Annotated in this window: 22 protein-coding genes and 1 tRNA gene; 14 read left to right on the forward strand and 9 right to left on the reverse strand. The window is 67.5% G+C overall.

Annotation, left to right across the window (positions count from 1 at the left end; genetic code table 11):
- Positions 1–15 precede the first annotated feature (15 nt).
- The 8 genes from argS to tatC all read left to right on the forward strand — a co-directional run bounded on the left by argS (position 16) and on the right by tatC (position 6,437).
- Positions 16–1,761 carry an arginine--tRNA ligase gene (gene argS, locus ACWPMX_RS03150; RefSeq protein WP_455698596.1) on the forward strand — a complete coding sequence of 582 codons (1,746 nt, stop codon included), beginning with the start codon at positions 16–18 and terminating at the stop codon, positions 1,759–1,761.
- Between the two features lie 2 nt (positions 1,762–1,763).
- Positions 1,764–2,444 (forward strand): SPOR domain-containing protein, encoded by a 681-nt coding sequence (locus tag ACWPMX_RS03155; RefSeq protein ID WP_455698597.1) that lies wholly within the window; start codon positions 1,764–1,766, stop codon positions 2,442–2,444.
- Positions 2,445–2,525: 81 nt separating this feature from the next.
- Positions 2,526–3,542 carry a beta-N-acetylhexosaminidase gene (gene nagZ / locus ACWPMX_RS03160; protein ID WP_455698598.1) on the forward strand — a complete coding sequence of 339 codons (1,017 nt, stop codon included), beginning with the start codon at positions 2,526–2,528 and terminating at the stop codon, positions 3,540–3,542.
- On the forward strand, positions 3,539–4,339 hold the full coding sequence (locus tag ACWPMX_RS03165) for a segregation and condensation protein A (RefSeq protein WP_455698599.1): 801 nt from the start codon (positions 3,539–3,541) through the stop codon (positions 4,337–4,339). The genes nagZ and ACWPMX_RS03165 overlap by 4 nt, the downstream gene beginning before the upstream one ends.
- On the forward strand, positions 4,336–4,944 hold the full coding sequence (gene scpB / locus ACWPMX_RS03170; RefSeq protein ID WP_455698600.1) for an SMC-Scp complex subunit ScpB: 609 nt from the start codon (positions 4,336–4,338) through the stop codon (positions 4,942–4,944). Before ACWPMX_RS03165 ends, scpB begins: the two co-directional genes overlap by 4 nt.
- A 19-nt stretch (positions 4,945–4,963) precedes the next feature.
- Complete coding sequence (locus ACWPMX_RS03175) at positions 4,964–5,230, forward strand: twin-arginine translocase TatA/TatE family subunit (protein WP_455698601.1); 267 nt, start codon at positions 4,964–4,966, stop codon at positions 5,228–5,230.
- Positions 5,231–5,259: 29 nt separating this feature from the next.
- Complete coding sequence (tatB, locus tag ACWPMX_RS03180; RefSeq protein WP_455698602.1) at positions 5,260–5,643, forward strand: Sec-independent protein translocase protein TatB; 384 nt, start codon at positions 5,260–5,262, stop codon at positions 5,641–5,643.
- Positions 5,643–6,437 (forward strand): twin-arginine translocase subunit TatC, encoded by a 795-nt coding sequence (tatC, locus tag ACWPMX_RS03185; protein WP_455698603.1) that lies wholly within the window; start codon positions 5,643–5,645, stop codon positions 6,435–6,437. Before tatB ends, tatC begins: the two co-directional genes overlap by 1 nt.
- 11 nt (positions 6,438–6,448) lie before the next feature.
- Here tatC and ACWPMX_RS03190 read toward each other — a convergent pair whose 3' ends face one another.
- Genes ACWPMX_RS03190 through ACWPMX_RS03210 form a run of 5 tightly spaced genes read right to left on the reverse strand, consistent with a single transcriptional unit; the run spans position 6,449 to position 10,435 of the window.
- Entirely contained in the window at positions 6,449–7,240 is a 792-nt protein-coding gene (locus ACWPMX_RS03190; RefSeq protein ID WP_455698604.1) for an enoyl-CoA hydratase-related protein, read from the reverse strand.
- Positions 7,237–8,292 (reverse strand): enoyl-CoA hydratase/isomerase family protein, encoded by a 1,056-nt coding sequence (locus ACWPMX_RS03195; protein ID WP_455698605.1) that lies wholly within the window; start codon positions 8,290–8,292, stop codon positions 7,237–7,239. Before ACWPMX_RS03195 ends, ACWPMX_RS03190 begins: the two co-directional genes overlap by 4 nt.
- A complete protein-coding gene (locus tag ACWPMX_RS03200) occupies positions 8,289–8,666 on the reverse strand; it encodes a VOC family protein (RefSeq protein WP_455698606.1) in 378 nt (125 codons plus the stop codon). Before ACWPMX_RS03200 ends, ACWPMX_RS03195 begins: the two co-directional genes overlap by 4 nt.
- An 11-nt stretch (positions 8,667–8,677) precedes the next feature.
- Complete coding sequence (locus tag ACWPMX_RS03205) at positions 8,678–9,823, reverse strand: acyl-CoA dehydrogenase family protein (RefSeq protein WP_455698607.1); 1,146 nt, start codon at positions 9,821–9,823, stop codon at positions 8,678–8,680.
- A 51-nt stretch (positions 9,824–9,874) separates the two neighbouring features.
- The gene (locus tag ACWPMX_RS03210; protein ID WP_455698608.1) at positions 9,875–10,435 is read right to left on the reverse strand and encodes a hypothetical protein; all 561 of its coding nucleotides are present in this window, start codon (positions 10,433–10,435) and stop codon (positions 9,875–9,877) included.
- Between the two features lie 166 nt (positions 10,436–10,601).
- Here ACWPMX_RS03210 and ACWPMX_RS03215 point away from each other — a divergent pair.
- Positions 10,602–10,675 (forward strand) — tRNA-Gly (locus tag ACWPMX_RS03215).
- Between the two features lie 5 nt (positions 10,676–10,680).
- Here the strand turns inward: ACWPMX_RS03215 and ACWPMX_RS03220 are convergent.
- Positions 10,681–11,568 carry an ROK family protein gene (locus ACWPMX_RS03220; protein WP_455698609.1) on the reverse strand — a complete coding sequence of 296 codons (888 nt, stop codon included), beginning with the start codon at positions 11,566–11,568 and terminating at the stop codon, positions 10,681–10,683.
- Between the two features lie 2 nt (positions 11,569–11,570).
- Positions 11,571–12,365: an SDR family oxidoreductase gene (locus ACWPMX_RS03225; protein WP_455698610.1), complete on the reverse strand. Its 795-nt coding sequence runs from the start codon at positions 12,363–12,365 to the stop codon at positions 11,571–11,573.
- 99 nt (positions 12,366–12,464) lie between these two features.
- Here ACWPMX_RS03225 and ACWPMX_RS03230 point away from each other — a divergent pair, with 99 nt between their 5' ends.
- Genes ACWPMX_RS03230 through ACWPMX_RS03245 form a run of 4 tightly spaced genes read left to right on the forward strand, consistent with a single transcriptional unit; the run spans position 12,465 to position 15,443 of the window.
- Positions 12,465–13,757 (forward strand): alkaline phosphatase PhoX, encoded by a 1,293-nt coding sequence (locus tag ACWPMX_RS03230; RefSeq protein WP_455698611.1) that lies wholly within the window; start codon positions 12,465–12,467, stop codon positions 13,755–13,757.
- Positions 13,758–13,771: 14 nt separating this feature from the next.
- The gene (locus ACWPMX_RS03235) at positions 13,772–14,332 is read left to right on the forward strand and encodes a TMEM165/GDT1 family protein (RefSeq protein ID WP_455698612.1); all 561 of its coding nucleotides are present in this window, start codon (positions 13,772–13,774) and stop codon (positions 14,330–14,332) included.
- A gap of 32 nt (positions 14,333–14,364) precedes the next feature.
- Complete coding sequence (locus ACWPMX_RS03240; RefSeq protein ID WP_455698613.1) at positions 14,365–14,985, forward strand: 6-phosphogluconolactonase; 621 nt, start codon at positions 14,365–14,367, stop codon at positions 14,983–14,985.
- Positions 14,973–15,443 carry an NUDIX domain-containing protein gene (locus tag ACWPMX_RS03245; protein WP_455698614.1) on the forward strand — a complete coding sequence of 157 codons (471 nt, stop codon included), beginning with the start codon at positions 14,973–14,975 and terminating at the stop codon, positions 15,441–15,443. Before ACWPMX_RS03240 ends, ACWPMX_RS03245 begins: the two co-directional genes overlap by 13 nt.
- Here ACWPMX_RS03245 and dinB read toward each other — a convergent pair.
- The gene (gene dinB, locus ACWPMX_RS03250; RefSeq protein WP_455698615.1) at positions 15,440–16,555 is read right to left on the reverse strand and encodes a DNA polymerase IV; all 1,116 of its coding nucleotides are present in this window, start codon (positions 16,553–16,555) and stop codon (positions 15,440–15,442) included. The two genes, ACWPMX_RS03245 and dinB, sit on opposite strands and share 4 nt — an antisense overlap.
- A 92-nt stretch (positions 16,556–16,647) precedes the next feature.
- On the opposite strand from dinB, the gene ACWPMX_RS03255 reads away from it, so the two are divergent.
- On the forward strand, positions 16,648–17,916 hold the full coding sequence (locus ACWPMX_RS03255; protein ID WP_455698616.1) for a multidrug effflux MFS transporter: 1,269 nt from the start codon (positions 16,648–16,650) through the stop codon (positions 17,914–17,916).
- Between the two features lie 5 nt (positions 17,917–17,921).
- Here the strand turns inward: ACWPMX_RS03255 and ACWPMX_RS03260 are convergent, their stop codons facing one another.
- Complete coding sequence (locus tag ACWPMX_RS03260) at positions 17,922–18,386, reverse strand: hypothetical protein (RefSeq protein WP_455698617.1); 465 nt, start codon at positions 18,384–18,386, stop codon at positions 17,922–17,924.
- Positions 18,387–18,405: the final 19 nt, after the last annotated feature.

An 18,405-nucleotide genomic window follows, 5' to 3' on the forward strand; every position in this document is an offset into this window, starting at 1 on the left:
GCTAACCGCGCCGCCATGTCCGAGACACTGACACTCCACGCCGCCTTCGCGGCGCGCATCGCCGCTGTGCTGCATGCGCTCGAGCTGGAAGGCGCGCTGCCGCCCGGTTCCTCCAACGCGGCCGTGACGGTCGAGCCGCCGCGCGACCCGTCGCACGGCGACCTCGCCACCAATGCCGCGATGGTGCTGGCCAAGCAGGCTGCGACCAATCCCCGCGCGCTCGCCGAGAAGATCGTCGCGCACCTGACCCGCGAACCGTCGGTCACCAGCGCCGAGATCGCCGGGCCGGGCTTCATCAACCTGCGCCTCGCCGATTCGGAGTGGCTGAGGGAACTGCGCACCGTGGCCGCGCTGGGACTCGATTACGGCCGCTCGCGGGTCGGCGCCGGACGCCGGGTCAATGTCGAGTATGTGTCGGCCAACCCGACCGGCCCGATGCACATGGGCCACTGCCGCGGCGCGGTGGTGGGCGATGCGCTCGCCAACCTGCTCGCGTTCGTCGGCCACCCGGTGATCCGCGAATACTACGTCAACGATGCTGGCAGCCAGGTCGATACGCTCGCGCGCTCGGCGCACCTGCGGTACCGCGAGGCGCTCGGCGAGGACATCGGCGACATCCCCGAGGGGCTCTATCCGGGCGATTATCTCGTGCCGGTCGGCAAAGTGCTGGCCGCCGAATACGGCGACCGCTTCGTCGCCGCGCCGGAGAGCGAGTGGTTGCCCGAATTCAAGGCGAAGACCGTCGCCGCGATGATGGACATGATCCGCGCCGACTTGGCGCTGCTGGGGATCCGGCACGACGAATTCGCAAGCGAGGCAGCGCTCCAGGCGGCCGGCAAGCCCGCCGAGGCCGAGGCGTGGATGCGCCGGCACGACCTTGTCTACGACGGCGTGCTCGAGGCGCCCAAGGGCAAGACGCCCGACGACTGGGAGCCGGTCGAGCTGCCGCTGTTCCGCGCGACGAAGTTCGGCGACGACCAGGACCGCCCGATCCGCAAGAGCGACGGCAACTGGACGTACTTCGGCGCCGACCTTGCCTATCACATGCAAAAGGCAGGTGCGGCGGATGAACTGATCGACATCTGGGGCGCCGACCATGCGGGCACGGTCAAGCGGATCAAGGCCGCCGTCGCCGCGCTGGCGGAAGGCGAGGGGCGAGCGATCCCGTTCGACGTCAAGCTCGTGCAGATGGTGCAGCTTCTGCGCGGCGGCGAACCGGTCAAGATGTCGAAGCGGGCGGGCACTTTCGTGACGCTGGCCGACGTCGTGAGCGAGGTCGGCAAGGACGTGGTGCGGTTCACCATGCTGACTCGCAAGCCCGACGCGCAAATGGAGTTCGATTTCGCCAAGGTGGTCGAAGCGTCGAAGGACAATCCGGTCTTCTACGTCCAGTACGCCAGCGCGCGGATTCACTCGACGCTGCGCAAGGCCGCGGCCGAGGGCATCGCGCCCGATCCCGCCGCGCTCGACCGGTTGGGGCAGGAGGAGCTGGCGCTCGTCAAGCTCGCCGCGCAGTTTCCCCGCGCGGTCGAGGCGGCCGCCGCTGCGCGCGAACCGCACCGCATCGCGTTCTACCTCTACGACCTCGCCGCGGCATTCCACGGATACTGGAACCTCGGCAACGACGCGCCCGACAAGCGCTTCATCGTCGCGGGCGATCCGGCGCTGACAGGCGCAAGGCTTTTCCTCGGCCAGCAGATCGGGCAAGTAATCCGCAACGGTCTCGCGCTATTGGGGGTCGAGGCCGTCGAGGAGATGTGACGATGATCGGGCGGGAAGATCACGACTATGTCGGCGACGAGCAGCTTGCTCTCGCCCAGGAGGACGAGCGCCTGCCCTGGCTCGAATCGGGCGACGAAGAGGACGAGGACGAGGGCGTCGATAGCGGCCGCATAGCGGGCTTCGTGGTGCTTGCGCTGCTGGCGCTGGGCGCATTCGTCGGCGGCATCTGGTGGTTCGGCAACCGCGACGCCGGGGCCGAACTCGTGGCAGACGGCAGCACGATCGAAGCGCCGCCGGGACCGTACAAGGAAAAGCCGGCCGATCCGGGCGGCAAGCAGTTCGAAGGCACCGGCAACCTCGCCCCCGCCGTGGGTGAAGGCAAGGACACCGAGGGCCGTATCGCCGACAGTGCCCCCGCGCCGAGCCTCGCTGTGCCGAGTACGACCGACAAGACGGCTCCTGCCGAACCCGCTCCGCCACCCGCAGCCAGCGGAACCGTGGTGCAGGTCGGTGCCTATTCCAGCAAGGCCGATGCCGAAGCCGGATGGCAGCGCCTGCTCAACCAGACCGACAAACTTGCGGGCGTTTCGCACCGCGTGGTGCAAGGGCAGGCCGACATCGGCACCGTCTACCGTCTGCAGGCGGTGGCCGGCGATGCCGCCTCCGCCAGCCGCCTGTGCAGCGCGCTCAAGGGCGATGGAGTGGCCTGCCAGGTCAAATGAGCTGTCGCTGACGGCGTTTTGCACATCGACTGACCGCGCGGCGCTTGCGATGCGCGGCGCTTGTGTGCGACCGTTTCGTCCATGATACCCGCGATCTTCGGCCTGTCCGGACTGACGCTGACCGACGACGAGCGGGCGTTCTTTCGCGACAGCGATCCGGCGGGATACATCCTGTTCGGGCGCAACATCGACACGATGGAGCAGGTTCGCGCGCTGACCGACGAACTGCGCGCGATCCACGGCCGCGACCGGCTCCTGGTGAGCATCGATCAGGAAGGCGGGCGCGTCGCCCGGATGCGCCCGCCGCATTTCAGCGCCTTTCCCGCAGGTGCCGCATTCGACGCTCTGTACGAAGTGGCGCCGAGCTCGGCGATCGCGGCGGCGCGCGCCAACGCCCATGCGATGGGGATCGAACTGGCCGAGGCCGGGATCACAGTCGATTATCACCCGCCGCTCGACGTTCGCCAGCCCGGCGCGCACGACGTGATCGGCGACCGCGCGTTCGGCGCCGAGCCGCTGCGCGTCGCCGCGCTCGGGCGGGCGACGCTGGAAGGGCTGGCGCTGGCGGGGGTCGCGGGCTGCATCAAGCACATGCCGGGCCACGGCCGCTCGCTCTGCGACACGCACAAGGAACTGCCGACAGTCACCGCGAGCGAAGAGGAGCTGGAAACCGACCTCGCCCCGTTCCGCGCGCTGAAGGACGCGCCGATCGGAATGACGGGGCACCTCGTGTTCACTGCGTGGGACAGCGATCATCCGGCGACCCAGTCGCCGACCGTAATCCGCGACATTATCCGGGGGCGCATTGGCTTCGACGGGCTGCTGCTGACCGACGACCTCGACATGGAGGCGCTGTCGGGCTCGGTACCCGAGCGGGCCGAAATTTCCGTCGCGGCGGGATGCGACATCGCATTGAATTGCTGGGCGAAGATGGACGACATGGTCGGCATCGCCCAGCGCTTGCCGACGATGTCCGACGAGACCGCCACGCGGCTGGAACGTGCGCTCGCGGGTACCGCCATCGCGCCCGAAGGCGACAAGGCCGAACTGCTGGCAACGCGCGACACCTTGCTGGCTATCGCCGGAGCAGCGGCGTGAACGAAGAGGCGCTGGTCCTCGACCTCGGGGAACCGGCTGACGACTGGTCCGGCCCGGCCGCTGCGCCGACCGACGATGCCGCGCTCTATCTTGAGCTCGACAACTGGGAGGGACCGCTCGACCTGCTGCTCGACCTCGCGCGGCGGCAGAAGGTCGATCTGAAGGCGATCTCGATCCTGTCGCTGGTCGACCAGTACATTGCCTACATCGAGCGCGCCGAGGCGCTGAAGCTGGAGTTGGCCGCCGACTACCTCGTGATGGCCGCGTGGCTTGCCTACCTCAAGTCGGCGCTGCTGCTGCCCAAGGACGAGCAGGAGGACCCGAGCCCCGAGGACCTCGCACTGCGCCTGCAACTGCGCCTCGCGCGGCTGGCCGCCATGCGTGAGGCTGCGGCTCGGCTGATGGGCCGTGACCGGCTGGGCCGCGACGTGTTCCCGCGAGGCGCGCCCGAGGGTCTGCGCACCGATCGCAAGACGCTGTGGCAGTGCGAATGGTTCGCGCTGGTGCAGGCGTACGGCCAGGTCAACGCGCGCACCGCGCCCGTCGTCCACATGGTCCGCGAGCGACCGGTGATGACTCTCGATTCGGCGCTCGACCGGGTATCGGCGATGCTGGGTGTGACGCTCGACTGGATGGAACTGCGCCAGTTCCTTCCGCCCCACGCCGAACCGCGGCTGCGCAAGTCGGCGCTCGCCTCCAGCTTCGTCGCCGCGCTCGAACTCGCGCGACTGGGCAAGGCCGAGATCGCGCAGGACGAGGCGTTCGGGCCGCTGCGCCTGCGGCGGGCCACCGCTTGAGCACCGAACTGGAAAGGGCGCTCGAGGCGACGCTGTTCGCCGCCGAGGAGCCGATGAGCGCCGAAGCGCTCGCCAGTCATCTCGCAGGAGCGCCTTTGGGCGACGTGCGCGAGGCGCTCACGGCGCTCGCCGAGCATTACCGCGAGCGCGGCATCCACCTCGTCGAGCGGGGCGGGCGGTGGCATTTCCAGACCGCGCCCGACCTTGCCCACATTCTGCGTCGCGAGCGCGAGGCGGTGCGCAAGCTCTCGCGCGCCGCGACCGAAGTGCTCGCAATCGTCGCCTATCACGAGCCCGTCAGCCGCGCGGAGATCGAGGCCATCCGCGGGGTGCAGACCTCGGGCGGGACGCTCGACGTGCTGATGGAGGCTGGCTGGGTGCGCGTTGCCGGACGGCGCGAAGTGCCCGGGCGGCCGGTGATCTACGCCACCACGCCCGAGTTTCTCGAACACTTCGGCTTGTCGTCCCGCCGCGACCTGCCGGGGATCGACGAACTGAAGGCGGCCGGCCTGCTCGACCCGGTCGATGACGTGTTCGACGCGCTGACAACTTCGGACGGCGATGACGCCGAGGCTGGCAAAGAGGCCGCCGATCCCCTAGATTGAACCCAAGGAGTATAGTTCCATGGGTTCGTTTTCCATCTGGCACTGGCTGATCGTGCTGCTCGTCGTGCTCGTGCTGTTCGGCAAGGGCCGCGTGGGCGACATCATGGGCGAGTTCGGCAAGGGCATCAAAAGCTTCAAGAAGGGCATCAGTGACGAGGAGTCGGAAGCCGATGCCAAGGCTGCGGCGGCCAAGCCCGTTCACAGCCTGGAAGGCCCGCACCACGATGCCAAGCCCGCCGGCGAAGCGGCCAAGGACCCGCACCCGGGCGTCGGACACCGCGACTGACCGCTCGCAACTGCGCGAAAGGCTGATTCATGTTCGGAATAGACTGGCAGGAACTGCTGGTCATCGTGTTCGTCGCGGTGTTGGTGATCGGTCCCAAGGACCTGCCCCGCGCGATGCGCACGGCGGGCAAGTGGATCGGCAAGGTCCGCCGCACCTCGAACCATTTCCGCGCCGGGGTCGAGGCGATGATTCGCGAGGCCGAGCTCGAGGAAATGGAAAAGAAGTGGGCCGAGCAGAACGCCCAGATCATGGCGCAAGTGCCGGCGGTCGACCTGTCGGACCACGAGATGCGGCCACTGCCCAAGCCATCGGACCAGCCACCCGCGGATAGTCCGCCACCGCCTCCGCCGTCCGCCAGCGAACCGGCAGCCGATCCCGCGCCGTCCGACGAACCCCAGCTTCCGCTCCGCTGATGGTCTTCAAGATCCCCGACATCGATGAGACGCAGGCGCCGCTGCTCGACCACCTGATCGAGCTGCGCGCACGGTTGCTCCGCGCTTTCGCGGCGCTGCTGGTGGCGTTCCTCGTCTGCCTTTACTTCGCCAAGCCGATCCTTGGCTTCCTGACCCAGCCGCTGCTCGATGCCGGGCAGAACCGGCTGATCTTCACCAAGCTCTACGGCCAGTTTTTCGTGGAACTGAAAGTCGCGATGTGGGCGGCGTTCTTCGTCAGCTTTCCGGTGATCGCCAACCAGCTTTGGGCCTTCGTCGCGCCGGGGCTCTATGCGAAGGAGAAGAGGGCCTTCCTGCCGTTCCTGCTGGCCACACCGGTGCTGTTCATCGGTGGCGGGGCGCTCGCCTATTACGTGGTCATGCCGACCGCCTTCCACTGGTTCTTGGGTTTCGAAGGCACGCAGGGCGGGGTGACGATCGAGGCGCTGCCCAATTCCGAGGATTACCTTGGCCTCGTCATGCAGTTCATTCTGGCGTTCGGTCTGTCGTTCCTGCTGCCGGTCCTGCTCCTGCTGCTCAACACGGCGGGGATCGTAAGCAGGGCCGCGCTGGTCGGTGCGCGGCGCTACATGATCGTCGGCGCGTTCGTGATCGCGGCAGTGGCGACCCCGCCGGACGTCATCAGCCAGCTCATGCTGGCGATACCGCTTATCCTGCTGTTCGAAGGTGCGCTCGCAATAATGTGGTTCACTGAACGCAAGGCGGCGAAGGACAAGGCGGCGGAAGACGCCGCAACTCCGGTTTCGACCGAGTAGGCGTCAGCGCCTCAGCGGCCCGTCCACTTCCCTTCGCGCTTCTCGATGAACGCGGCCATGCCTTCGGCCTTGTCTTCGCTCGCGGCGAGGATCTGGAAGATGCGGCGTTCGATCACGAGGCCTTGGTCGAGGCTGGTCTCGAACGCGGCGTTGACCATTTCCTTGTTGGCGATCGCCGCCATCGGAGGCTTGCTCGCGATCGTTCCAGCGGTTTTAAGCGCTTCATCGACAAGGCTTTCATGCGGAACCACTCGCGCGACGAGGTTGGCGCGCTCGGCTTCCTCGGCGCCCATCATCCGGCCGGTGAGGCACATTTCCATGGCCTTTGCCTTGCCGACCGCCTTGGTCAGCCGCTGGCTTCCGCCCATACCGGGCGCGACGCCGAGGTTGATCTCGGGCTGGCCGAACTTGGCCTTGTCCGACGCGATGATGAAGTCCGCCATCATCGCCAATTCGCATCCGCCGCCGAGTGCGAAGCCGTTGACCGCGGCGATCCACGGCTTGCGGACCTTTCTGACGAGGTCGCTGGTCCAGCGGCTGAAGAAATCGTCGAGGTAGAAATCGGCCGCCGGCTTGTCGGACATCTCCTTGATGTCGGCCCCCGCGGCGAAGGCCTTGTCGCCCGCGCCGGTGAGCACCGCGCAGCGCTGGCCGGGATCGGCCTCGAACGCGGCAAAGGCGGCGATCAGGTCCTCGAGCACTTGCGAGTTGAGTGCATTCAGCGCTTGCGGCCGGTTGAGCGTGATCAGCGTCACCGCGTCGCGCCGTTCGACGGTGATGGTTTCGTAGGTCGCGCTGGTCATCTTAACGGCTTCCATTCTTCGTCTGCGGGTAGGGGGGCGAAGATGCCGTCGAGCAGCGCTTCGCTCACACCTTCGGGGGTGGCCGGATCCCACCTGGGATCGCCGGTCTTGTCGACGATGACCGCGCGAACGCCCTCGGCGAAATCGGGGCGGGTCAGCACGCGGCTGGCGATGCGGTATTCCATTGCCATGTTGTCGGCGAAGTCGCCCAGCGTCGCGCTAATCGCGAGCTGGCGCAGCGCGACCTTGCAGGTCTGCGGGCTCTTGGTGTGGAGCGTCGCGAGCTCCTTCATCGCCCAGTCGTCGCTGTCGGCCTGCCCCTCGAGGCTGGCGAGAATGTCCTCGTAGCGATCGGAGCGAAAATGATGGGCGATCTTGTCGGCATTCGCCTCCAGCCGGGCGGGCGGCGGAGTGACCGCGAGTTCGGACAGGATGCCCGCGATCCGGTCGGGGTGCTCGGCGATGCGCGCCTTCGCATCTGAGAGCTTCTCGCTCGGCAGGTAATGCGTGGCAAGGCCCGCCCACAGGCACTCGGCCCCGTCAAGCCGCGCGCCGGTGAGGGCGAGAAACTGGCCGAGCCGTCCGGCCAGGCGGGACAGATACCAGCCGCCGCCGACGTCGGGGAACAGGCCGATGCCGGTCTCGGGCATGGCGAACCGGGTGTTCTCGGTCGCGACGCGGAATTTCGCGGGCTGCGAGATGCCCACGCCGCCGCCCATCGTCACGCCGTCCATAAAGGCGACGATCGGCGTGGGATAGGCGAACATCTGGTGGTTGAGCTGGTATTCGTCGTGGAAGAACTTCCGCCCCGAAACCCCGCCGTCGTTTAGAGCGGAGTTGCGCAGGAAAGCGATATCGCCGCCCGCGCAGAAACCCCGCCCTTCAGCGTGATCGACGATGATCGCGGCCACCTTGCTATCGTTCTCCCACTTCGACAGCGCCGCGCTCATCGCGTGGCACATGTCGAGCGTCAGCGCATGGAGCGCCTTGGGCCGGTTGAGCGAGATGTGTCCGGCGCGCCCGTCGCGGGAAATATGGACTTCGTCGGTCATGCGGCGATATTCCTGCGTTCGATAAGGTCCCAGCGATTGCCCCACGGATCGGAGAATACCGCGACGGTGCCGAAGGCTTCGTGCCGCGGCGCTTCCTCGAAACGAGCGCCGTTTGCTTCGAGACGGGCGTGGCTGGCGACGAAATCGTCGGTGTGGGCGAACCAGCCCACGCGGCCGCCCGCCTGGTTGCCGACCGCTGCCGACTGGACGTCGTTGGCCGCCTTGGCGAGCAGGAGCTTGCCACCGTCCTTCCCACCAACCACGACCCAGCGCTTCCCACCGCCGAGATCGGTGTCCTCGACCAGGTCGAAACCGAGGCCGGCGGTGAAAAAGGCGATCGCCTCGTCGTAGTCGGGCACGACCAGTGCGGTCATCGCAAGCGTCGTCATTGGCGCAGCATGTCGCGGCCGACGATCATGCGCATGACCTGGTTGGTGCCCTCGAGGATCGAGTGTACGCGCAGGTCGCGCCAGAAGCGCTCGATCGGATAGTCGCGCAGGTAGCCGTAGCCGCCGAACAGCTGCAGCGCGTCGTTGACGATCTTGCTGCCCGAGTCGGTCGCCAGCCGCTTCGCCATTGCCGAGAAGCGCGTCTTGTCGGGCGCGTTGTCGGTAACCTTGGCCGCGGCCAGATAGAGTAGCGCGCGCGCCGCCTCGAGGTCGGTCGCCATGTCGGCGAGCATGAACTGGGTGTTCTGGAAGTCGGCGATCGGCTGGCCGAACTGCTGGCGTTCCTTGGAGTACTTGACCGCCTCGTCGAGGCACCGCTGCGCGCCGCCGAGGCTGCACGCACCGATGTTGAGACGGCCACCGTCGAGACCCGCCATCGCGAAGCGGAAGCCTTCACCCTCGGCCCCGACGCGGTTGGCGACCGGCACCCGGCAGTCCTCGAAGATGAGTTGCGCGGTGGGCGATGCGTTCCAGCCGAGCTTCTTCTCGGGCGCACCGTGACTGAGACCCGGTGTGCCCTTCTCGACGACGAGGCAGGTGATGCCCTTGCTCTTGTCGTCGCTCGTGCGGACCATGACGACATAGATGTCGTTGAAACCGCTGCCCGAGATGAACTGCTTGGTGCCATTGACGACGTAGTGGTCGCCGTCCAGACGCGCGGTGGTCTTGAGCGCGGCCGCGTCCGAGCCCGAGCCGGGCTCGGTCAGGGCGTAGCTCGCGATATGCTCCATGCTCACGAGCCTGGGCAGGAACTTCGCCTTCACCTCGTCGCCGCCGAAGCGATCGATCATCCAGCTCGCCATGTTATGGATCGAGACGTAGGCGCTGGTCGCGGGGCAGCCGTAGGCCATCGCTTCCATGATCAGCGCCGCCTCGAGCCGGCCGAGCGCGATGCCGCCCGAATCTTCGGACACATAGATTGCGCCGAAGCCAAGCTCGCCCGCCGCCTGCACCACGTCACGCGGGAAGTGGTGCTCCTCGTCCCACTGCGCGGCGAAGGGCGTGATGCGGTCGGCGGTGAACTTCCTCGCCATGTCCTGGATGGCGAGCTGGTCTTCGGTGAGCTGAAACTGGCCTGTCATGCGCCCCGCGTTAGCCGAAAGAGCGCAGGGTTCAAGGCGTCGCCGACTGCTTCAGCACTTGGTGTAGGTGAATGGACCTCCCGAGCCGGGCTCGTCGCCGCCGCGCTGCGTGCGTGTGAGCTTGTTGCCCGAAACGCTGAGCGTTTCGATTCGGGACCAGGTCATTCCCTCGCCGGTGTAGGAGAACTGCGCCCTAATCGACCGGGCACTCCGCTGTTGGATGGTGCCGAGGCGGGCCAGCGATTCGTAGAAGCGCAGCGTCGTGGGCGCGACGGTCATGAGGCCCTTGGCATCGCCCCGTGTGCTCGTGCAGTCGGCCGGGACCAAGGCCCAGCGACCTTGCAGCGCGACGGGGATGGACTGATTGGCCGCATCGGTCGCAGTGGCCGTGGGCGTCGGCGTAGGCGAGGCAGTCGGCGTCGCGGTTACCGTCGCCGTCGGGGCCGGGGACGTATCAGCGCCGCGATCGCCGCCGCTATCGCTGTCGGTGCCGGTGGCCGCGTCGACTTCGCCGCCCGTAGCGACCGCGTCGGCCTCATCGTTGTCGGCGGGCGCTTGATTACAGGCGGCAAGCGCCAGAGGCAGGGCGGCGGCAAGAACCAAATTTCGCAATGAACTTCTCCGTTTGGTGCGGACACGTGTGCCCTAAACGCCTGACGCCAGAAATCGGGTCCGGCGACCACCTGCGTTCAATGGCTCGGTCAACCTGATTGACCGCTGCTGCCGGCCCGCGCTAAAGGCGCGCCGCTTGCGGGAAATCCCGGGCAGCGATACCCGGGCGGGTATGATGTAATGGTAGCCTGTCAGCTTCCCATGCTGAACGCGCGGGTTCGATTCCCGCTACCCGCTCCAAGCCCCTATTCGAATGCCCTGGCGAGCACGCCGCGGCCCAGTTCAATCGCGCCGGTGATGCCGGCGTCGTCGCCGAGGCCCGGTAAGACGATGCGCTCGGCAAGATCGCCGGACCACGCCGAAACATAGCCGCCGAGTGCTTCGCTGGCCGCCGCGCGCAACGCGTCGAGCAGGCCCGCGCCCTTCATCACCCCGCCGCCGAAGATCATGCGATCGGGCATGTGGAGCAGTACCAGCGTCGCCGCTAGGTGGCCGAGGTAGGCGGCGACCTGGCCGATCTCCGCCTCGCTCGCCTGCGAGAGATCGTGGCTCCAACGCGCGAGGATGGCGGGGCCGCTGGCAAGCCCCTCAAGGCAATCGCCGTGGAAAGGGCAGACGCCGGGCCAGTCGTCGCCGCGCGCGCGGGGCACCGCGATGTGCCCGGTCTCGTAGTGCGAGAAGCCGGCCAGCGCTCGGCCGTGCGACAGCACCCCGGTGCCGATGCCGGTCCCGACCGTTGTGTAGGCGAGGGTCCGCGCGCCGTGTCCCGCGCCCGCCAGCCACTCGCCCAGCGCCGCCGCGTTCACGTCGGTGTCGATTGCGATCGGGACGTTGTACCCGCCGAGCGCCGCCAACCAACTGGCCCCGCTCCACCCGGGTTTCGGCGTGGTGGTGAAGGTGCCCCATTCGGGCGAGGAACGGTCGATGTCGAGCGGACCGAAGCTGCCGACGCCGAAGGCACCGATTGCCCCGTGTTCCTTGGCCGCCTTGTCAAACCAGCCGTTCGCTTGGGCGAAGGTCATGTCGGGACGCCCGGTATCGATCCGCGTGCGGTCGAGGATCGCCCCGTCCGCGCTCGCGAGCGCGAGCACGAACTTGGTGCCGCCCGCCTCTATGGCTCCGATCGTCGCCATCGCTATTTCGGGGGCATCCGGATGCCGCCGTCGAGCCGGAACTGGTGGGCGTTGAGGTATCCGTTGCGGGCGATCTCCAGCACAAGCGAGGCGAATTCCTCGGGCTCGCCGAGGCGCTTGGGGAAGGGAACGCTGGCGTTGAGCTGGTCCCACATCGCCGGGTTGCGGTCCTTCATCCCCAGCATCAGGGGGGTGGCGAAGATGCCGGGCATGATCGAGTTGACCCGGATGCCGAGATCCATCAGGTCGCGCGCCATCGGCAGCACCAGCCCGTTCACGCCGGCCTTGCAGCTGCCGTAGATGATCTGGCCGATCTGCCCATCCTGCGCCGCGACGCTGGCGGTCAGGATGATGCAACCGCGCTCGCCGTCCGGCGTGACCGGTTCGGCGTTGGCCATGCCGAGCGCCGAGATCGAGGCCACGCGGTAGCTCGACACGAGCACGCCCTCGGCTCCGAAGGCGTAGTCCTCGGTCGACAAGCGCTTGTAACCGCCCGTTGCCTTGTCCCAGCCGACCGTCTTGCCGCGGCGGCTGGTCATCGCGCAGTGGACAGTCAGGCGTTCCTGCCCGTACGCCGCACGCGCCGTGGCAAACCCTGCCTCGACTGACTCCTCGTCGGTGATGTCGACTCGACAGAAGACGCCGCCGATCCGGTTCGCGTGGGCGGTCCCGGCTTCCTCGTTGACGTCGAAGATCACCACCTTGAACCCGGCTTCGGCGAGCGCGGTCGCGCTGGCCATGCCGAGACCCGATGCGCCGCCCGTGACGACCGCCGCCAGTCCGTCCGCAAAGTCCATCGTTGCCATCTCCCGTGCAAGATTGGGCTGTCATCGCCGCGTCACCGCGCTATCGCAGGCTTCGCTCATCCGCCAAGAGGGTTCACGATGAAAAATTTGATGCACAGGCGCAGTTTCCTTGGCGCCACCGCGAGCGCGTTCGGCGCGTTGGCCGCCAGCGGGTGCATGACGACCGGGCGCAGCGGCAGGGTGGGCTATGGCGGGCTGGTGCCCGATCCCGCGGGTTTCCTCGACCTGCCGCAAGGGTTTTCCTACCGCGTGATCTCGCAGCTCGGCGAGACGATGACCGACGGTTTCACCGTCCCCGACGCGGCAGACGGCATGGGCTGTTTCGACCTCCCGAACGGCAAGATCGCGCTGGTTCGCAACCACGAATGCATACCGGGCCGGCACGACGGCGGCGGTGTCGTCGGCAAGGCGTACGACTACATGGCGCGCAGCCTTATCCCGCTGCCCGGCGGGACCACGACGATCGTGCTCGATGCGCGCACGTTGCAGGTGGAAAAGCAGTACCGCTCGCTCGCCGGAACGATCCGCAACTGTGCGGGCGGCACGACCCCGTGGGGCAGCTGGCTCACGTGCGAAGAAGCGCCGGTTAAGGCCGACGGGCGCATCGGCAAGGACCACGGCTGGACTTTCGAAGTGCCTGCCGCCGCGCAAGGGCTGATCGACCCCGTGCCGTTGAAGGCGATGGGGCGCTTCAACCACGAAGCCGCCTGCGTCGATCCGCGCACCGGCTACGTTTACCAGACAGAGGACCGAGACGACTCGCTGCTCTACCGCTTCGTCCCGAAGGTGAAGGGCAAGCTGGCCGAGGGCGGCAAGCTCCAGGCGCTGGTGCTGGCAGACGGTGTGCGCGACACCCGCAATTGGGGCGGAGTGGCTTTCGCACCGTACTCGACCCGCGCGGCCCGCTGGGTCGACCTCGAGGATGTCGAGGCGCCCAATGACGACCTTCGCAAGCGCGGCGCGCTTGCCGGTGCAGCACTTTTCGCGCGGGGCGAGGGCATCCACATGGGCGAGGGCGAGCTGTTCTTCTGCTGCACGAGCGGCGGCACCGCGAAGCTGGGTCAAATCTTCCGGCTCGATCTGTCGGGCGCCGAGGACAGGTTGCACCTCTTCTTCGAATCGACCAGCCCGGACCAGTTCAACTACGGCGACAACCTCACCGTGGCGCCGTGGGGCGATCTCGTGGTGTGCGAAGACCAGTACACCGACGTGGTCGACAACCACTTGCGCGGGATCGACCCGTCGGGCGTGTCCTATCCGCTGGGTCGACTGCACGCCCAGACCGAGCTTGCCGGGGCGTGCTTCTCGCCCGACGGCAAGACGCTGTTCGTCAACGCCTACAGTCCCACCAAGACGGTCGCGATCAGGGGGCCGTGGATCTGATCTGAGCGGCACTGGTGGCAGAGGCGTTCCTCCTCGCGCTCGCGACGGTGTTCGCGGTCTCGCTCGGTGGGCGCGACCAGTTGCTCGCCGCGCGGCTCGCCGACCGGCTGGGCAAGGGCGGGGGTCTGCTGCTGGTCGGTGCGGTGGCGTCGACCGTCTCGGGACTGGCGATGGCGGTCGCCGGGCTGGCGATGGCGCTTTCGCTGCCCGACGCAGCGGCCGACATGCTCGTCGCGATCGCGCTGCTGGTCGCGGCCATCGAGCTTGCGTGGCAGCGCCAGTTGCGCCTCCCGGAGGAGCCGACGCGGTCGCTGTTCGCGACGCTCCTCGTGCTGCTGGCGCGCCAACTCGGCGATGCGGCACGCTTCTGCGTCTTCGCCTTCGCCGCGGGTGGATCGGCCTGGCTGGCCGGGATCGGTGGAGCTTTCGGCGGCACCGCTGCGCTGGCGATGGGCATTGCGATGGCGGGCGAGCTGGAACGTTGGCCGCTACGGTCGATCCGGCTCGGCCTCGCGGCGGTCCTGCTGGTCGCGGCGACTGGCATCGGACTGACGACGCGGGGGATAATCGGATGAACCGGGTGCCGCTTTTCTGGTAGCACGCGCGGATGGACAATCTCGAAATGATCGAAGGCGCGAGCGACGCGGACATCGCGATCTGGCTCGTCGCGGTTATCGGCGCGGCGCTCGATGCGACGCCAGGGCCAGTGGCAATCACCGTGCCCGGCGGATCGACCCCGTTCCCGATCCTCGAGCGCCTCGCGACCGCGCCGCTCGACTGGCGCCGGGTCACCGTCTGGCCGGGCGACGACCGCGTGGTCCCCGAGGACCATCCGGCGTCGAACACCGGCCGCATCCGCGCACTGATGGAGCCGGCCGGGGCCGAGGTCGTCTCGCTGACCGAGATGGAGCAGGTTCCCGTGTTCGCGCTCGCGTGGCTCGGCATGGGCGAGGACGGCCACGTCGCATCTCTGTTCCCGAACACCGACCCGCGGATCGACGATCGCCTGGCCATGCGCCGCCTGACCCCCGACCCGTTGCCGCCCGAAGCACCGTTCGACCGCATCAGCCTGACCTTGCCTGCCTTGCTCGCGAGCGACCGGTTGCTGTTCGTCATCCGGGGCGAGGCGAAGCGCCGCGTGTTCGAGGATGCCGCTGCCGGTCGCGGTGACCTTCCGGTCAAACGCCTGCTCGCCGCCGCGCTGCAGCCCGTGACATGTTTCGCCTGATCCCGGCCGGCCTGCACCGCCTGGCACTGCGCTTTGCGCACCGGTTGCGCCATCGCTGGCGTCTGCTGACGGGCCACCCGATTGCCGGGGTATCGGTGTTCGTGAGCGACCTCGACGGACGCCTGCTGCTGGTGCGCCACAGCTACGGCCCGGACGGCTGGGCATTGCCCGGAGGCGGAGTTGGCCGCGGCGAGGAACCGCTCGCCGCTGCGGCGCGCGAAGTGCGCGAGGAAGTCGGCTGCTTGCTTGATGGCGCGCGGGTGGTCGACAGCGTCGAGGAAGCGATCTCCGGTTCGCCGCACACCGCGTGGCTCGTCGCCGGCAGGACGCAGGACTTCCCGAAGCCCGACAAGCGCGAGGTGATCGAGGCGCGGTTCTTCCCGCTCCATTCGCTACCCGAGCCGCTCACCCGGTTGACCCGGCTGCGGATCGATCGCTGGCGATCAGCCCTGCGTTAGAGCAATGACAACTGGGCGTCGTCGCGCGGGCGCTCGTCTGCCTTGTCGCTGCGTTCCAGATTGGACAGCGTGAGGCCCATCAGCCGGATCGGCAGGGGCAGGGGCAAAACTTCGTCGAGCAGGGTTCGGGCAAGCTGCGCGAATTCGGCCTTGTCGGTCACCGGGTGCGGAAGCGACTTCGCCCGGGTCATGATCTGGAAGTCGGTGAATTTCATCTTGAGCGTGATCGTGCGGCCTTTGGCCTGCGTCCGTTCGATCGACTCCCAGACGATCTCGATGATGTTCTCCAGCGTTTCGCGAAGCGCCGGGCCGCTGGAGATGTCGTCCGAGAACGTCCGCTCGCCGCCGACCGACTTGCGGATGCGGTTGGCGCGGACCGGCCTGAGGTCGATGCCGCGCGCGGCGCGGTAGAGGTAGTCGGCCATGCTGCCGAAATGCGCCCGCAGCCACGCGAGGTCCTTCACGGCGAGGTCGGCGCCCGTCGCGATGCCGAGCCGCGCCATTTTCTCCGCGCCCTTGGGACCGACCCCGTGAAACCGGCGGATGGGCAAAGACTGTACGAATGCCGCGCCTTGACCCGGGCGTATCACGCAGATGCCGTCGGGCTTGTTCTGGTCGCTCGCGAGCTTGGCGAGGAACTTGTTGTAGCTGACGCCCGCGCTGGCCGTGAGATTTGTTTCGGCGCGAATGCGGCGGCGGATTTCCTCGGCGATCAAGGTCGCGCTGCCGATCCCCTTCAGATCGTCGGTCACGTCGAGATAGGCCTCGTCGAGGCTGAGCGGCTCGACGTGCGGGGTATAGTCGCGGAAGATCGCGCGGATCTGCTGGCTTACTTCCTTGTACACCTCGAACCGGTGGCGAACGAAGATGAGGTCGGGGCAGAGTCGCCGCGCGGTGACGCCCGGCATGGCGCTGCGCACACCGAACTTGCGCGCCTCATAGCTTGCGGCGGCTACCACGCCGCGGCCGCCCGAGCCGCCGACCGCCACGGGCTTGCCGCGCAGCTCCGGATTGTCGCGCTGCTCGCAGCTGGCGAAAAAGGCGTCCATGTCGACATGGATGATCTTGCGGAGGCCCTGCTGCGCCTCATCGTCGCCATCCGCGTCTTCCATGCGCGCCACTTAATGCCGCGCGCGGCATTTCTCCATACACGCAGACCGGAAATACCTTCCCATGCTGCATTGCAATAGGCATGGGGTTCGCCATGACCGGTTCGATCCACTCAAGCGACGGCACGGCGCGCGCGATGGGACGCGGCGAATTCGTCGCGCTGATGGCGGCGATCATGAGCCTGGGCGCGCTTGCCATAGACGGCATGCTCCCCGCGCTCGACGAGATCGCGGCGACCTTCGGCGTGGACGATCCCAATCGCCGTCAGCTGGTCGTCGGGGTCTATCTCCTTGCCAGCGGCGTCGGTTGCCTCGTGCCGGGAAGTCTTTCCGACCGCTTCGGACGCCGCCCGCTGATCTTTGCCGCCATCGCGTTCTACGTCGTCACCTGCCTGCTCTGCGCGGTGGCGCCCAGTTTCGAATCGCTGCTGTTCCTGCGGGTCGTGCAGGGCCTTGGCACCGCTGGCCTCAGTGTGATCCCGGCGGCGGTGATTCGCGACCGGTTCGAGGGCGACGCAATGGCGCGGCTGATGAGCACGATCTTCATCGTGTTCATGGTCGTACCCGTGCTTGCTCCGTCGTTCGGACAGGCGATCCTCCACATTGCGGACTGGCCGTTCGTGTTCGTCGGCATGGCAGCGCTTGCCGCACTGGTCGGCCTGTGGGCCTGGACGCGGTTGCCCGAGACGCTCGCGCACGACGATCGCCAGCCGCTCGACTTCCGCAGCGTCGCGCACAACCTGCCGCTGACCTTCCGTACCCGTACCGCGATCGGCTACGTTCTCGGCTCCGGTCTCACCTTCGGAGCCATGTTCGGGTACATCAACAGCGCGCAGCAACTCGTCGGCGAGCACTTCGGTGCGGGCGACAATTTCCCGCTGATCTTCGGCGCGACCGCCTCGACGCTGGCGGTTTCGAGCTTTGCAAATTCGCGCATCGTCGAGCGGTTCGGCGCCCGCCGGGTCAGCCATGCGGCGCTATGCACGTTCATCGTCGTGTCGGCGCTGCAGGTCTATGCCGCGCTCTATCACGGCAAGAGCCTCGAATGGTTCGTGCCTCTGATGGCCGCGAATCTGTGCCTGCTGGGCTTCATGGGCGCGAACTTCGGCTCGATCGCGATGCAGCCTTTCGAAACGACCGCCGGCGCCGCTTCGAGCGTGCAGAGTTTCATCCGCATGTTGATGGGCGCGATGCTCGGGATTGCCATTGGTCAGCTCTACGATGGCAGCGCCCGGCCGCTCGCTTTCGCGCTTTTGACGTGCAGCATCCTGAGCCTGTGCCTCGTCCTGTTCAGCGAGCGCGGCGTCCTGTTCCGCCGCCCGCGCGATGCGCGCAAGTACCTCGCCATGCACGAGATCCACTGAGGCCGTCAGCGGCCCTTTGGGCAGTCGCCGGGTTCGACCGTGTACTGGATGCCGCTGACCTTCCACGCGCCATCCACTTCGAGCAGGTTGAACACGTCCACGCCGCAGTGACTGCGCTTGCCGTTGTAGTCGAAGCTGTAGGGTGCCCAGACGACCGCGATCCCGCGGTGCACCAGCACGGTGGGTGTCCAGTAGACCTCGTTGAGCGTGTCGGGCTCGGTCCGGATATCCTCGATGGTCTTGGCAAAGCTGGTGAACCGGACGCGGGTGCCCTTATCGCCATAGACCAGCGCGGCGAGCATTCCTTCGCTGGTCGTCGAAGCCTTCATCGCATCGGCATTCTTGGTGTTGAGCGACGTCATGAAGGCGTCGACAGCCTTCAGGACTTTCGCATTGCTGTCGTCCTGCGCGCTGGCAGGTGCCGCGCAGGCGAGCGCGATCGCCGCCAGAACGATTGCCTTGAACATCATGATCCTGTTCCCCCCTCGA

This window comes from Tsuneonella sp. HG094 (assembly GCF_053819285.1).

Coding starts and splice junctions, on each gene's coding strand:
- argS (WP_455698596.1), top strand. CDS start 16: ATGTCCGAGACACTGACACTCCACGCCGCCTTCGCGGCGCGCATCGCC.
- ACWPMX_RS03155 (WP_455698597.1), top strand. CDS start 1,764: ATGATCGGGCGGGAAGATCACGACTATGTCGGCGACGAGCAGCTTGCT.
- nagZ (WP_455698598.1), top strand. CDS start 2,526: ATGATACCCGCGATCTTCGGCCTGTCCGGACTGACGCTGACCGACGAC.
- ACWPMX_RS03175 (WP_455698601.1), top strand. CDS start 4,964: ATGGGTTCGTTTTCCATCTGGCACTGGCTGATCGTGCTGCTCGTCGTG.
- tatB (WP_455698602.1), top strand. CDS start 5,260: ATGTTCGGAATAGACTGGCAGGAACTGCTGGTCATCGTGTTCGTCGCG.
- tatC (WP_455698603.1), top strand. CDS start 5,643: ATGGTCTTCAAGATCCCCGACATCGATGAGACGCAGGCGCCGCTGCTC.
- ACWPMX_RS03190 (WP_455698604.1), bottom strand. CDS start 7,240: ATGACCAGCGCGACCTACGAAACCATCACCGTCGAACGGCGCGACGCG.
- ACWPMX_RS03195 (WP_455698605.1), bottom strand. CDS start 8,292: ATGACCGACGAAGTCCATATTTCCCGCGACGGGCGCGCCGGACACATC.
- ACWPMX_RS03200 (WP_455698606.1), bottom strand. CDS start 8,666: ATGACCGCACTGGTCGTGCCCGACTACGACGAGGCGATCGCCTTTTTC.
- ACWPMX_RS03205 (WP_455698607.1), bottom strand. CDS start 9,823: ATGACAGGCCAGTTTCAGCTCACCGAAGACCAGCTCGCCATCCAGGAC.
- ACWPMX_RS03220 (WP_455698609.1), bottom strand. CDS start 11,568: ATGGCGACGATCGGAGCCATAGAGGCGGGCGGCACCAAGTTCGTGCTC.
- ACWPMX_RS03225 (WP_455698610.1), bottom strand. CDS start 12,365: ATGGACTTTGCGGACGGACTGGCGGCGGTCGTCACGGGCGGCGCATCG.
- ACWPMX_RS03230 (WP_455698611.1), top strand. CDS start 12,465: ATGCACAGGCGCAGTTTCCTTGGCGCCACCGCGAGCGCGTTCGGCGCG.
- ACWPMX_RS03240 (WP_455698613.1), top strand. CDS start 14,365: ATGGACAATCTCGAAATGATCGAAGGCGCGAGCGACGCGGACATCGCG.
- ACWPMX_RS03245 (WP_455698614.1), top strand. CDS start 14,973: ATGTTTCGCCTGATCCCGGCCGGCCTGCACCGCCTGGCACTGCGCTTT.
- dinB (WP_455698615.1), bottom strand. CDS start 16,555: ATGGAAGACGCGGATGGCGACGATGAGGCGCAGCAGGGCCTCCGCAAG.
- ACWPMX_RS03255 (WP_455698616.1), top strand. CDS start 16,648: ATGACCGGTTCGATCCACTCAAGCGACGGCACGGCGCGCGCGATGGGA.
- ACWPMX_RS03260 (WP_455698617.1), bottom strand. CDS start 18,386: ATGATGTTCAAGGCAATCGTTCTGGCGGCGATCGCGCTCGCCTGCGCG.